The sequence below is a fragment of the Pantoea sp. PSNIH1 genome (assembly GCF_007680655.1).
Lineage (GTDB): Bacteria > Pseudomonadota > Gammaproteobacteria > Enterobacterales > Enterobacteriaceae > Pantoea > Pantoea eucrina.
In genome coordinates this window covers 373,217-387,914 of the sequence record NZ_VEIP01000002.1, presented here as the reverse complement: position 1 = coordinate 387,914, position 14,698 = coordinate 373,217, and the positions used below count along the sequence as shown (strand labels likewise).

The 14,698-nt window shown below is 56.3% G+C and carries 9 protein-coding genes; 2 read left to right on the top strand and 7 right to left on the bottom strand.

From position 1 onward, the window contains the following. Positions 1-22 precede the first annotated feature (22 nt). Entirely contained in the window at positions 23-1,621 is a 1,599-nt protein-coding gene (gene cueO / locus FS690_RS09325; RefSeq protein ID WP_145339476.1) for a multicopper oxidase CueO, read from the bottom strand. A gap of 166 nt (positions 1,622-1,787) precedes the next feature. Between cueO and FS690_RS09320 the strand changes: the two genes are divergently transcribed. After that, entirely contained in the window at positions 1,788-2,135 is a 348-nt protein-coding gene (locus tag FS690_RS09320) for a YacC family pilotin-like protein (protein WP_039382635.1), read from the top strand. A gap of 26 nt (positions 2,136-2,161) precedes the next feature. On the opposite strand, the gene yacL is transcribed toward FS690_RS09320, so the two are convergent. The 6 genes from yacL to pdhR form a co-directional block, all read right to left on the bottom strand. Continuing rightward, positions 2,162-2,524: a protein YacL gene (yacL, locus tag FS690_RS09315; protein ID WP_145339474.1), complete on the bottom strand. Its 363-nt coding sequence runs from the start codon at positions 2,522-2,524 to the stop codon at positions 2,162-2,164. A gap of 172 nt (positions 2,525-2,696) precedes the next feature. Continuing rightward, positions 2,697-5,294 (bottom strand): bifunctional aconitate hydratase 2/2-methylisocitrate dehydratase, encoded by a 2,598-nt coding sequence (gene acnB / locus FS690_RS09310; RefSeq protein WP_104085531.1) that lies wholly within the window; start codon positions 5,292-5,294, stop codon positions 2,697-2,699. Between the two features lie 336 nt (positions 5,295-5,630). Next, positions 5,631-7,055, bottom strand: coding sequence for a dihydrolipoyl dehydrogenase (lpdA, locus tag FS690_RS09305; RefSeq protein ID WP_039385712.1), 1,425 nt, complete (start codon positions 7,053-7,055; stop codon positions 5,631-5,633). A gap of 173 nt (positions 7,056-7,228) precedes the next feature. Further along, the gene (gene aceF, locus FS690_RS09300) at positions 7,229-9,127 is read right to left on the bottom strand and encodes a pyruvate dehydrogenase complex dihydrolipoyllysine-residue acetyltransferase (protein ID WP_071669067.1); all 1,899 of its coding nucleotides are present in this window, start codon (positions 9,125-9,127) and stop codon (positions 7,229-7,231) included. Positions 9,128-9,140: 13 nt separating this feature from the next. After that, positions 9,141-11,816 carry a pyruvate dehydrogenase (acetyl-transferring), homodimeric type gene (gene aceE, locus FS690_RS09295; protein WP_039382627.1) on the bottom strand — a complete coding sequence of 892 codons (2,676 nt, stop codon included), beginning with the start codon at positions 11,814-11,816 and terminating at the stop codon, positions 9,141-9,143. A gap of 126 nt (positions 11,817-11,942) precedes the next feature. Then, positions 11,943-12,707 carry a pyruvate dehydrogenase complex transcriptional repressor PdhR gene (gene pdhR, locus FS690_RS09290; protein ID WP_039382625.1) on the bottom strand — a complete coding sequence of 255 codons (765 nt, stop codon included), beginning with the start codon at positions 12,705-12,707 and terminating at the stop codon, positions 11,943-11,945. A gap of 523 nt (positions 12,708-13,230) precedes the next feature. On the opposite strand from pdhR, the gene aroP reads away from it, so the two are divergent. Then, complete coding sequence (aroP, locus tag FS690_RS09285) at positions 13,231-14,586, top strand: aromatic amino acid transporter AroP (protein ID WP_039382624.1); 1,356 nt, start codon at positions 13,231-13,233, stop codon at positions 14,584-14,586. Positions 14,587-14,698: the final 112 nt, after the last annotated feature.

Genomic DNA, 14,698 nt, shown 5'->3' with positions numbered 1-14,698 from the left:
GCCCTTGCGGTCGTCTGGCCCGCTACGCTACCGTGAAGCCGAGCATCATGCCGGTATCTTCGTGCTCCAGCAGATGGCAGTGTGCCATATAGGCATGCTCCGCGCTGGCAGCATAGTCGAACCGCACCACGACTTCACTGCGCCAGCCGTTGACGTTAACCATATCTTTCCAGCCGGCGCGATGCGCGGCGGGCGGCTTGCCGTTTTCTGACAGGATACGGAACTGTGCACCGTGAATATGGAACGGATGCAGCATCGCATCGCCCTCGCCTGAAATCGTCCACTTCTCGGTTTTACCCAGCGGCACGGCAAACATCGGCTTCTGCATGTTAAACGCTTCGCCGTTGATCTTATTGCCGTGGTGAAAATCGTATGCGGCAGCGTCGTGCGCACCGTGATCCATCGGCATCGCGCCATGTTCGCTCTGTTCCATCGGCATGGCATCGTGTCCGCTGTGCGTCTCTGCCGCGCCGTGGTCTGCCGCGCCCCCCATCGCCTGATGGCCATAACGATCCATCAGCGCCTGCATCCCCTGCTTATCCAGCTGCGGATCCATCATCAGCTGCAGCCAGCGGTTCTGTACGCCGTCACTGGCAGGCAGCGGCGGCAGATCCACCAGGGTGTCCGGCAGCGTCCCGCTCGCCATAATGCGCAGCGGCAGGATCTGCACCAGCGGCAGTGGCCGATCAAACGGCGGCAGCGTCATCCCCATCTGCGTCACCGGCAGCGTGACGATATCAAAAGGCTGCCCGTCAGAGGTATCGATCAGCACCTCAAAGCGCTCGCCCGGCAGCAGTGACAGCGACGTCACCTGTACCGGTTCAGCGAGCAGTCCGCCATCGCTGCCCACCACATAGACTGGTCGTTTATCGCTGGTGGCGATCTCCAGCGAGCGGGCGTTACAGCCGTTAAGCAGCCGCAGGCGCAGCCAGCCGCGCGGCACGGCGTGCTGCGGATACTGCACGCCGTTGGTCAGCATCATATCGCCAAACCAGCCTACCGCCGCGCGCATCACATCCAGCTGATAATCGATATGCGTGCCGGCGCTGTTAAGCTGTTTATCTTGGAAAATCAGCGGTACGTCATCGGCTCCCCACTGCATCGGCAGGCGCAGCTTGCCGGACGCTTCATCCTCCAGCAGCACCAGCCCGGCTAATCCCTGCGCCACCTGATGACCGGTTTTGCCGTGCAGATGTGGATGAAACCAGCAGGTCGCCGCCGGCTGATCGGGGGTAAAGCTCACCTGCCGCGTGGCACCGGGCGCGATAATCGCCTGTGGGCCTCCATCCACGTCCCCCGGGATAGCCAGGCCGTGCCAGTGTACGGTGGTCGCTTCCGGCAGCCGGTTATGAATATTGACCGTGACGCGCTTCTCGCGCTGCAGGCGCAGAACCGGCCCGAGCAGGCTGCCGTTATAGCCCCATGTCGGCACCGCTTTACCCTGCCACTGCGTGCTGCCCGTCATGGCGGTAAGGCTGTAGTGACCGCGCGCATCTGGCTCAAGCAGCGCAGGGATCGGCAGCAGCGGCCGCGTAGCCGCCATCAGTGAGCGGCTCCATAGCGGCAGTGCGCCTGCCGCGCTGAGCGCCGCGGTCAGTTTGAGAAAAGTGCGACGTTGCATACGCATATCCTTGTGATAATGAGGCACCCAGCCTAAACCCTGCCCCTGCGGGAGGGTCAAGTGCCGGGCAGCAAAATAGTAGCCTGCCCGTTGCCGGGGTAAAAGAAGCGGAATCCGGACGGTAACTGTGCTAACGTCAATGGATTGTCCTTTGCTGAGAACCATTATGACAAAAAGCATTAAGATCCTGCTGCTGGCGGGACTCTTTGGCTTCTCCACCAGCAGTTTTGCGCTGAGCGAGTCTGAAGCGGAAGATCTGGCTGACCTGACGGCGGTCTTTGTCTATCTGAAAAACGACTGCGGCTACCAGGCGCTGCCGGATGCACAAATTCGCAAAGCGCTGGTGTTTTTTGCCCAGCAGAACCGCTGGGATTTGAGCAACTACAGCAGCTACAACATGAAAGCGCTGGGCGAAGAGAGCTATAAAGATCTCAGTGGCATTGCAATCAATAACGATAAGAAGTGCAAATCGCTGGCGCGTGATTCACTGAGCCTGCTGGCCTACGTTAAGTAAGAATGGATCATGTGGCGCGGTGCCGGTTATCTGCCCGCCATAAACTGCCGGTAAGCCGCGATGACCGCCAGAAAGTCCTCCACGCCGCAGAACGAGAGACTCTCTTCATCGTAGTAGGCCATGCCCTCTTCCAGCCCCTCATCCTCAAGCGCCAGCTGGTTAGCGCGGATCATCACCTCTTCTTCATCCAGCCACAGCGTGTACTCATGTCCGATACGCTGCCACTGCTGATGGGTGCCTTCTACCGCACGCGCCGCCGCTTCTACTTCATCCAGCAGCCCGGCGTTGTCGCGGACCTCTTCGTTAAACCAGTGGCCTACCGCTTCGTGATCCATCGACATGCGCACCCTGACCTGGCCGGTGATATCGCGTAAAAATTCATACTCCATTGGGTTACCTCATACCAGTAGCGCGCCGGACTGCACGTTTATGTGCATTCTGAGCGCAGCGCGCGTAATAAAGTGGGATCGCGCTCGCATTATGCCGGGAGTGCCGCCGGTAAAAAAGGCATAAAAAAAGGGGGATGATTTGCATCATCCCCCCCCCGATTTACCCGTCGCGTTATACGGCGGTCTGGAAAATCACGCTGTCCGCTTTCTCGGTATATTGACCCAGCTGGTCAAAGTTGAGATAGCGATAGGTGTCGTCGGCCGTTTTATCCACCTGCACCATAAACTGCTGATACTCGTCCGGCGTTGGCAGTTTGCCAAGCAGCGAAGCGACGGCAGCCAGCTCGGCTGATGCCAGGAAGACGTTGGCGCCGTTACCCAGACGGTTCGGGAAGTTACGGGTCGACGTGGAGACCACCGTCGCACCGTCCTGCACGCGTGCCTGATTACCCATGCAGAGCGAACAGCCCGGGATCTCAATACGCGCACCGCTTTTACCAAAGACGCTGTAGTAGCCCTCTTCGGTAAGCTGCGCCGCATCCATCTTGGTTGGCGGAGCCACCCAGAGACGCGTCGGCAGCTGGCCCTTATGCGCGTCCAGCAGCTTACCGGCCGCGCGGAAGTGACCGATATTGGTCATGCAGGAGCCGATAAACACTTCGTCAATCTTCTCGCCCTGCACGTCAGAGAGCCAGCGCGCATCATCCGGATCGTTTGGTGCACACAGAATCGGCTCTTTGATATCCGCCAGATCGATCTCGATCACCGCAGCGTATTCTGCATCTGCATCGCCTTCCAGCAGCTGCGGATCGGCCAGCCATTTCTCCATGCCCTCAACGCGGCGCTCCAGCGTACGGCGATCGCCGTAGCCTTCCGAGATCATCCACTTCAGCAGGACGATGTTGGAGTTCAGATACTCGATGATCGGCGCTTTATCCAGCTTGATGGTACAACCGGCAGCAGAACGCTCAGCGGAGGCATCAGACAGCTCAAAAGCCTGCTCAACTTTCAGATCCGGCAGACCTTCGATCTCCAGAATACGGCCGGAGAAGATGTTTTTCTTGCCCTTCTTCTCTACCGTCAGCAGGCCCTGCTTAATCGCGTACAGCGGGATAGCGTGTACCAGATCGCGCAGCGTAATGCCCGGCTGCATGGTGCCCTTAAAGCGCACCAGCACCGATTCCGGCATATCGAGCGGCATCACGCCAGTCGCAGCGGCAAACGCCACCAGGCCGGAACCCGCCGGGAAAGAGATGCCAATCGGGAAGCGGGTGTGTGAGTCACCGCCGGTGCCAACGGTATCCGGCAGCAGCATACGGTTCAGCCAGCTGTGAATAATACCATCGCCCGGACGCAGCGAGACGCCACCGCGGTTCATGATGAAATCCGGCAGCGTATGGTGCGTGGTCACATCAACCGGCTTCGGATAGGCCGCGGTGTGGCAGAAGGATTGCATCACCAGATCGGCGGAGAAGCCGAGGCACGCCAGGTCTTTCAGCTCATCGCGCGTCATCGGACCGGTGGTATCCTGTGAACCCACAGAGGTCATCTTCGGCTCGCAGTACGCGCCCGGACGAATACCCTCAACGCCACAGGCGCGGCCCACCATCTTCTGCGCCAGCGAGTAGCCGCGCGTGCTGGTGGCGATATCTTTCGCCTGCACAAAGACGTCGCTTGCCGGCAGGCCGAGTGACTCGCGTGCTTTCGTCGTCAGGCCGCGACCGATAATCAGCGGAATACGGCCGCCGGCGCGGACTTCATCCAGCAGCACATCGGTTTTCAGTTCAAAGGTTGCCAGCAGTTCATTGGTTTCGTGACTGCGGACTTCGCCTTTATACGGGTAAACGTCAATCACATCGCCCATGTTCAGGCGCTCAACATCCAGTTCGATCGGCAGCGCGCCGGCATCTTCCATGGTGTTGAAGAAAATCGGGGCAATTTTACCGCCCAGGCAGAGACCGCCGCCCTTTTTGTTCGGCACGTACGGGATATCTTCACCCATAAACCACAGCACCGAGTTGGTGGCGGATTTACGTGATGAGCCGGTACCTACGACGTCGCCGACATACGTCAGCGGGAAGCCTTTCTGCTGCAGCGCCTGAATCTGTTTGATCGGGCCAATGTTGCCCGCCTCGTCTGGCTCAATACCATCACGCGGGTTTTTCAGCATCGCCAGCGCATGCAGTGGAATATCCGGGCGCGACCACGCATCCGGCGCCGGAGAGAGGTCGTCGGTGTTGGTTTCGCCGGTCACTTTGAACACGGTGGTGGTGATTTTTTCAGCCAGCTTAGGACGCTTCAGGAACCACTCGGCATCAGCCCAGGATTGCAGGATTTTTTTTGCGTGGGCGTTACCCGCTTTGGCTTTCTCTTCCACATCGTAGAAGTTGTCGAACATCAGCAGCGTATGGGACAGCGCTTCAGCGGCAATCGGTGCCAGTGCTTCGTCGTCGAGTGCTTCAATCAGCGCGTGGATGTTATAGCCACCCTGCATGGTGCCCAGCAGTTCAACAGCTTTCTCGCGCGTAACCAGAGGAGAGTGGGCTTCGCCCGTTGCGACAGCAGCCAGGAAACCGGCTTTAACATAGGCGGCTTCATCAACGCCTGGCGGGACGCGGTTAACCAGCAGGTCAACCAGAAATTCTTCTTCACCCGCAGGCGGGCTTTTCAGCAGTTCAACCAGCGCGGCCATCTGGGAAGCATCTAACGGCTTAGGTACGATTCCCTGGGCAGCACGCTCGGCAACGTGCTTACGGTATTCTTCTAGCACGACGTTCTCCTCGCTCTCATTGTATAGCTTTCCGGTACACCTTGATGCTGTTAAACAGTAGGGTGAGGTGCCCGGTTCTGCGTCGGCCAGCATAGCAGGATTTCGCCTGATTGTTAATCTGTTTACAAAAAAGCAACATCCAGCCAATTTCCGGCATAACTGTCCGGGTATTCCCCTGCAGACGGAAAAAAAAGCGGCAGATATGCGGCAGGCGGTTTTCAGATCATAACTTTCAGCGTGGCAGAAAATGATCTGGCTAACCTTTAGTTATGCCTGCGGCTGTAACAGCAAAAAAAAAACGGCCCCCGCAGGAGCCGTTGATCGCAGAAGTGAAACTTACTTCTTCTTCGCTTTCGCGTTTGGCAGATCGGTGATGCTGCCCTCAAAGATTTCAGCGGCAAGGCCAACTGATTCATGCAGCGTCGGGTGCGCATGGATGGTGAGCGCGATATCTTCGGCATCACAACCCATTTCGATCGCCAGACCGATTTCACCCAGCAGCTCGCCGCCGTTGGTGCCGACTACAGCACCGCCGATAACGCGATGCGTCTCTTTGTCAAAGATCAGCTTGGTCATGCCGTCAGCGCAGTCAGAAGCGATAGCACGGCCTGAGGCCGCCCATGGGAAGGTGGAGACTTCGTAGCTGATGCCCTTCTCTTTGGCTTCTTTCTCAGTCAGACCTACCCATGCAACTTCCGGCTCGGTATAGGCGATGGATGGGATCACTTTCGGATCGAAGTAGTGCTTCAGACCAGAGATGACCTCAGCGGCAACGTGGCCTTCGTGCACGCCTTTGTGCGCCAGCATAGGCTGACCCACGATATCACCGATAGCGTAGATGTGCGGCACATTGGTACGCATCTGCTTATCGACACGGATAAAGCCGCGCTCGTCCACTTCCACGCCCGCTTTACCGGCGTCGAGGCCTTTACCGTTTGGCACGCGGCCAATGGCGACCAGCACCGCGTCATAGCGCTGCGCCTCAGCAGGCGCTTTTTTACCTTCCATCGACACATAGATACCGTCATCTTTCGCGTCAACCGCGGTGACTTTGGTTTCCAGCATCAGGTTGAATTTCTTGCTGATACGCTTGGTAAAGACTTTAACCACGTCTTTATCCGCTGCCGGGATCACCTGGTCAAACATCTCAACCACGTCAATCTCTGAACCCAGCGCATGGTAAACTGTCGCCATCTCCAGACCGATGATGCCGCCGCCCATGACCAGCAGACGCTTCGGCACTTCACGCAGCTCCAGCGCTGACGTAGAGTCCCAGACGCGCGGATCGTGATGCGGGATAAACGGCAGCTCGATAGGGCGTGAGCCTGCGGCGATGATTGCGTTATCGAAGTTGATGGTGGTTGCGCCACCCTCACCTTCAACCACCAGGGTGTTGGCACCGGTGAATTTACCCAGACCGTTTACGACTTTGACCTTACGGCCTTTCGCCATTCCGGCCAGACCGCCGGTCAGCTGGTTGATCACCTTCTCTTTCCAGGTGCGGATCTTGTTAATGTCTGTCTGCGGCTGACCAAACACGATGCCGTGCTCTTCCAGCGCTTTCGCTTCTTCAATCACTTTCGCGACGTGCAGCAGCGCTTTTGACGGGATACAGCCTACGTTCAGACAAACACCACCGAGGGTGTTGTAGCGCTCAACCAGAACGGTCTCCAGACCTAAGTCAGCGCAACGGAAGGCTGCAGAGTAACCTGCAGGACCTGCCCCAAGTACCACGACTTGAGTTTTAATCTCTGTACTCATCATGACCTCTTGTTAGATTGCCGGCGGTCAGAGCGACCTTTCCCAGGCTCATGCTACCCTGTCGCCACCGGGACATTTCACCGCGAGAGTTTACAGAATTGTTAATAAACTGCCAACCGCGGTAACAACTGAATGCTTACAACAAGGCCGGCATTTGCCGGCCTTGATTAACTTCACATCACCAGACGGCGAATATCAGACAGCATATTGTTGATGATGGTGATGAAACGCGCACCATCAGCACCGTCGATCACGCGGTGGTCAAACGAGAGCGAGATCGGCATCATCAGACGCGGTGCAAACTCTTTACCGTTCCAGACCGGCTCCATGGCCGATTTGGAGACGCCAAGGATCGCCACTTCCGGCGCGTTGACGATAGGCGCGAAGTGCGTCGTGCCCAGGCCGCCAAGGCTGGAGATGGTGAAACAGCCGCCCTGCATATCGCTGGCGGTCAGTTTGCCATCGCGCGCTTTCTTCGAGGTTGCCATCAGCTCACGCGAGAGTTCAGTGATGCCTTTCTTATTAACATCCTTGAACACCGGAACCACCAGACCATTTGGCGTATCAACCGCCACGCCGATGTTGATGTATTTCTTCAGCGTCAGTTTCTGACCATCTTCAGACAGCGAGCTGTTGAAACGCGGCATCTGCTCCAGGGCCGCCGCAACCGCTTTCATGATGAACACCACCGGGGTGAACTTCACATCCAGCTTGCGCTTCTCGGCTTCCGCGTTCTGCTGCTTGCGGAACGCTTCCAGATCGGTGATATCGGTTTTATCGAAGTGCGTAACGTGCGGGATCATGACCCAGTTACGGCTCAGGTTAGCACCAGAGATTTTCTGGATACGGCCCAGCTCCACTTCTTCCACTTCACCAAACTTGCTGAAGTCTACCTTCGGCCATGGCAGCATGCCTGGCAGACCGCCGCCTGCAGCAGCAGCTGGCGCAGCCTCAGCGCGTTTCACCGCCTCTTTCACGTAAGTCTGCACATCCTCTTTCAGGATTCGGCCCTTACGCCCGGTGCCTTTCACCTTCGCCAGGTTAACGCCAAACTCGCGCGCCAGACGACGGATCACCGGCGTGGCGTGCACATAGGCGTCATTCTCAGCGAACTCACTTTTCGCTTCCGCTTTAGCCGGCGCAGGTGCTGCAGCGGGTTTAGCCTCCGCTTTCGCCGGCGCGGCGGCCGCTTCCGGTTTGGCTGCCGGTGCTGGCGATGGTGCGCCGCCTTCCACTTCAAAGATCATGATCAGTGAGCCGGTACTGACTTTGTCACCGGTGGCCACTTTCAGCTCTTTTACCGTACCGGCAAACGGCGCCGGCACTTCCATAGAGGCTTTATCGCCTTCAACCACAATCAGCGACTGCTCAGCGGTGACTTTATCGCCCGCTTTCACCAGTACCTCGGTCACTTCAACTTCATCACCGCCGATATCCGGTACGTTTACCTCTTTCGCGCCTGCAGCTGCAGCCGGGGCGGAGGTCGCCTCTTCTTTCATCTGTGGTTTCGCGTCGGCAGCCGGTGCGTCGCCTTCTGCGTCAAAGATCATAATCAGTGAACCGGTGTTCACTTTATCGCCGGTAGCGATTTTGATCTCTTTCACTACGCCAGCAAACGGCGCAGGCACTTCCATTGAAGCTTTGTCGCCTTCAACGGTGATCAGCGACTGCTCAGCTTCAACCTTGTCGCCCACTTTAACCAGAATCTCTGTGACTTCGACTTCATCACCACCGATATCCGGTACGTTAACCTCTTTGCTGGCGGTTGCCGTTGCAGCAGCAGGAGCCGGCGCGGCTTCTGCTTTTTTCTCTTCGGCAGCCGGTGCAGCTTCTGCCGCACCTTCAGCGTCAAACACCATAATCAGCGAGCCGGTATTCACTTTGTCACCGACGGCGATTTTGATCTCTTTAACCACGCCCGCCTGCGGCGAAGGCACTTCCATCGAGGCTTTATCGCCTTCCACAGAGATCAGCGACTGCTCAGCTTCAACGCTGTCGCCCACCTTCACCAAAATTTCGGTGACTTCAACTTCGTCTGACCCGATATCCGGTACGTTAATTTCGATAGCCATTACTCTTTACCTCTTAAGCCAGACGCGGGTTAACTTTATCAGCGTCGATATCGAATTTAGCGATAGCGTCCGCTACCACCTGCTTCTCGATTTCGCCGCGTTTAGCCAGCTCACCCAGCGCAGCCACTACCACATATGACGCATCCACTTCGAAGTGATGACGCAGATTTTCACGGCTGTCAGAACGACCGAAGCCATCGGTACCCAGCACGCGGTAGTCGCTGGCTGGCACGTAGCTGCGGACCTGTTCTGCGAACAGCTTCATGTAGTCGGTTGACGCTACGGCCGGCGCATCGTTCATCACCTGAGCGATGTAAGGCACGCGTGGCGTTTCAGTCGGATGCAGCATGTTCCAGCGTTCGCAATCCTGACCATCTCGCGCCAGCTCGGTGAACGAGGTTACGCTGTAGACATCAGAGCCGATACCGTACTCTTTCGCCAGAATCTGTGCCGCTTCGCGCACGTGGCGCAGAATAGAGCCTGAGCCCAGCAGCTGCACTTTGCCTTTCTTGCCTTCGACTTCTTCCAGCTTGTAGATACCCTTACGGATACCCTCTTCCGCACCCTGCGGCATCGCCGGCATATGGTAGTTTTCGTTCAGCGTGGTGATGTAGTAATAGATGTTTTCCTGCGCTTCACCATACATACGCACCAGGCCATCCTGCATGATCACCGCCACTTCATACGCGTAAGAAGGATCGTAGGAGATGCAGTTAGGGATGGTCAGCGACTGAATATGGCTGTGGCCATCTTCATGCTGCAGACCTTCGCCGTTCAGCGTCGTACGGCCCGACGTACCGCCAACCAGGAAGCCACGCGCCTGCTGATCGCCCGCCAGCCACATCAGATCGCCAATGCGCTGGAAGCCAAACATGGAGTAGTAGATGTAGAACGGGATCATCGGCAGGTTGTTGGTGCTGTAAGAGGTCGCCGCTGCCAGCCAGGATGAACCTGCGCCCAGCTCGTTGATCCCTTCCTGCAGAATCTGGCCTTTCTCATCTTCTTTATAGTAAGCAACCTGCTCGCGGTCCTGCGGCGTATACTGCTGGCCGTTCGGGCTGTAGATACCGATCTGACGGAACAGGCCTTCCATACCAAAAGTACGTGCTTCATCCGCGAGGATTGGCACCAGACGATCTTTGATCGACTTGTTCTTCAGCATCACGTTCAGCGCGCGCACGAAAGCGATCGTGGTAGAGATCTCTTTGCTCTGCTCTTCCAGCAGAGGTTTGAACTCTTCCAGCGTCGGCATTTCCAGCTTCTCAGTGAACTCCGCCTGACGGGTTGGCAGATAGCCACCCAGCTTCTCACGCTGGCCGTGCAGGTAGTTGTACTCTTCTGAGCCTTTTTCAAAGGTGACGTAAGGCAGCTCTTCGATTTTCTCATCAGCCACTGGCACATTGAAGCGATCGCGGATGTAGCGTACGCCATCCATGTTCATCTTCTTGACCTGGTGGGCGATATTTTTGCCTTCCGCGGTATCACCCATACCATAACCTTTAATGGTATGAGCCAGAATCAGCGTTGGCTGACCTTTGGTCTCCTGCGCCTTTTTCAGGGCAGCATAGATTTTCTTCGGGTCGTGGCCGCCGCGGTTCAGTGCGAAAATCTCTTCGTCGGACCAGTCTTTCACCAGCGCAGCGGTCTCCGGGTATTTACCGAAGAAGTGCTCGCGCACATAGGCGCCGTCGCGTGATTTAAAGGTCTGATAGTCGCCGTCAACGGTTTCGTTCATCAGCTGAATCAGTTTGCCGCTGGTGTCTTTCTTCAGCAGCTCATCCCAGCGTCCGCCCCAGATCACTTTGATCACGTTCCAGCCAGCACCGGCAAAAATGCCTTCCAGCTCGTTGATGATCTTACCGTTACCGGTGACCGGGCCATCCAGACGCTGCAGGTTACAGTTGATGATGAAGACCAGGTTGTCCAGCTTCTCACGGGTCGCAATGGTGATAGCACCTTTGGATTCCGGTTCATCCATCTCGCCATCGCCAAGGAAAGCGTACACCGTCTGACCAGACGTATCTTTCAGGCCGCGATGCTCCAGGTACTTCAGGAACTTCGCCTGATAGATAGCGTTCAGCGGACCCAGACCCATTGAAACGGTCGGGAACTGCCAGAAGTCCGGCATCAGTTTTGGATGCGGATAGGATGACAGGCCGTTGCCGTGCACTTCCTGACGGAAGTTATTCATCTGCTCTTCAGTCAGACGTCCTTCAAGGAACGCACGTGAGTAGATGCCTGGAGAAATGTGACCCTGGAAGTAGACCAGATCGCCGCCATCTTTTTCGCTGCGTGCGCGGAAGAAGTGGTTGAAGCACACTTCATAGATTGTGGCAGAGCTCTGGAAAGAAGAGAGGTGTCCCCCCAGCTCCAGATCTTTCTTCGACGCACGCAGAACTGAAACAATGGCGTTCCAGCGAATTGCGGAACGGATACGACGTTCGAGAGAGGTGTTGCCCGGATAGTCCGGCTCATCTTCTGTCGCAATGGTGTTGATATAGTTGCTGATCGCTGCAGCAGCACCGCCACCGCCAGCTACTTTTACACCACCTTTGCGGGCAGCGCTCAGGACCTGATCAATCAGATACTGCGCACGCTCAACACCTTCTTCACGGATGACCGATTCGATCGCCTGTAGCCAGTCACGAGTTTCGATCGGATCCACGTCATTCTGTAAACGTTCTGACATGGGGGGTATTCCTTATCTGTGTCTAATACGTTGAATTATCAGGAGCCTGTCTGCTTGTGTTGTGCTTCAGGTTCACAGCACAAGAAGACAGGCCCGTCGTTTATGTCGCACGTTCGTTGCCGTACGTTATTCCTTGCGTTGCTGTAAACGACGCAGGGAGCGTTCACGACGGCTCTGCTCCCGACTTCTGTCCAGCAAGATTTCCTCTATAAACGCCAGATGACGATGCGAGGCTTCGCGGGCCTGTTCCGGCTCGCGCGCCACAATCGCCGCAAAAATACTGGCGCGATGCTCGCTCACTTTCGCCAGCATTTCGCGGCGAGCGTAAAGCAATTCGAAATTCTGACGTACGTTTTGTTCCAGCATCGGGCTCATGGAGCGCAGCAGGTGCAGCAGCACCACATTATGCGCCGCTTCCGTGACCGCAATCTGATACTTCATGACGGCGTCCGCTTCGGCGTCGAGATCGCCGCTCTCCTGCGCCTGCTGAATCTGAAGATGGCAGTCGCGAATACGCTGCAGATCTTCATCGGTACCGCGTAGCGCTGCGTAGTAGGCAGCCACGCCTTCCAGCGCATGACGGGTTTCCAGCAGATCGAACTGAGATTCCGGATGCTGGGCCAGCAGCCCGACCAGGGGGTCGCTTAAGCTCTGCCAGAGGTTCTGCTGCACAAATGTGCCGCCACCCTGGCGACGCAGCAGTAAACCTTTGGCTTCCAGACTCTGAATCGCTTCGCGTAGCGATGGACGTGAGACATCAAACTGTTTGGCCAGTTCGCGCTCGGGGAGCAGTTTCTCACCCGGCTGAAGGGTCCCTTCCATAATCAGGGATTCCAGCTGCTGCTCTATCGCATCGGAGAGCTTGGGCTGGCGAATTTTACTATAAGCCATCTTCCCTTCTTATAAGCCAAACGTCTGGAGTAAATTGGTAATACCAATTGAAAAATGGTGCCCGTAAAGTAACAAAGTATTCACCTTGTGTCTATATGGCCACTCTCCTACTTCCAGCCCGATATAGCCCTGAACCCAGGCATCCTGCCTTAAGCCGCCGTAGTAACAGGAAAAAGAAACAACTGCGCGAAGTTGTTAACAGATTTCACTTTTACCAAACCTTACACTGCAAAAGCGGTCGTTTCTCTTATACGCCATAAGCGAAAGCTATTCGTGTTTAAGCATTATTCATGGCAGAAATAGCGCAAGGGAAACCACAGAGTAAATCGCTGCTTTTTCCATCACTCCTTAGCACAAAAAGCAAAAGCAGGTGCAAAGTCGCGCGCTTATCACTATTCTGGTCGCCTGAATAGCGTCTCGCTACAGAGAGCCAGTCTGAATTCGTAAAGAAAAGATTACACGCAGTATCACAGCCTTAAGTGCGGGCACTGCAGGCGCACAATAACAATACAAAGAGGTTTGTATGGAACAACAGCATGGCGAAGCGCTGCATCGCGGCCTGAAGAATCGCCATATCCAGCTGATCGCGCTGGGCGGTGCCGTCGGCACCGGCCTGTTTCTGGGTAGCGCATCGGTTATTAAATCTGCCGGCCCGGCCGTGATTCTGGGTTATGCCATTGCCGGATTTATCGCCTTTTTAATTATGCGCCAGCTGGGCGAAATGGTGGTTGAGGAGCCGGTTGCCGGCAGCTTCAGCCATTTTGCCTACAAATACTGGGGCAATTTTGCCGGCTTCGCCTCTGGCTGGAACTACTGGGTGCTCTATGTGCTGGTTGCAATGGCCGAACTCAGCGCCGTCGGCAAATATATTCAGTTCTGGTATCCCGATTTTCCTGCCTGGGCCAGCGCCGCTATTTTCTTTGTCGTCATCAATGCCATTAACCTGACCAACGTCAAAGTGTTTGGTGAGATGGAGTTCTGGTTCGCCATTATCAAAGTCGTGGCCGTTATCGGCATGATCCTGTTTGGCGGCTGGCTGCTGTTCAGCGGCAACGCCGGTCCGCAGGCATCCGTCAGCAACCTGTGGGCTCAGGGCGGCTTTCTGCCGCACGGCATGACCGGTCTGGTTATGATGATGGCGATTATTATGTTCTCCTTTGGCGGCCTGGAGCTGGTAGGCATTACCGCTGCAGAAGCGGACAACCCGGAAGAGAGCATTCCTAAAGCCACTAATCAGGTGCTGTGGCGCATTCTGATTTTTTACATTGGCTCACTGGCAGTGCTGCTGTCGCTGCTGCCCTGGACGCGCGTCACCGCTGACACCAGTCCGTTTGTCCTGATCTTTCATGAGCTGGGTGATGCGCTGGTCGCGAATGCGCTGAACGTCGTGATCCTGACGGCGGCGCTCTCGGTCTATAACAGCTGTGTTTACTGCAACAGTCGTATGCTGTTCGGCCTGGCCCAGCAGGGCAATGCGCCAAAAGCGCTGCTCAGGGTTGATCGTCGTGGCGTACCGGTTGCCACCATTATGGTCTCAGCGGTCGCTACCGCGCTGTGCGTGTTGATTAACTATCTTATGCCGGGAGAAGCCTTTGGCATCCTGATGTCTCTGGTGGTGTCGGCCCTGGTTATCAACTGGGCGATGATTAGCCTGGCACATATGAAATTCCGCCGTAAGAAAGATCAGCAGGGTGTCACTACGCGCTTCCGCGCGGTGCTCTACCCGGCCGGTAACTGGCTCTGCCTGCTGTTTATGGCCGCCGTGCTGGTGATCATGGCGATGACGCCTGGAATGGCGATCTCGGTATGGCTGATTCCGGTCTGGCTGGTTATTCTGGCGGTGGGTTACGCCATTAAAAACAAAACGCAGAAAGCCTGATAGTCCCGCGTGCCCGGTTCATCTGACCGGGCACCTCTGCCGATCGTCCTCACACTTTTTTCCCTGCACCCGTTTTGTCCATCTACGCGACTCATTGTTGATCACCCCTGCC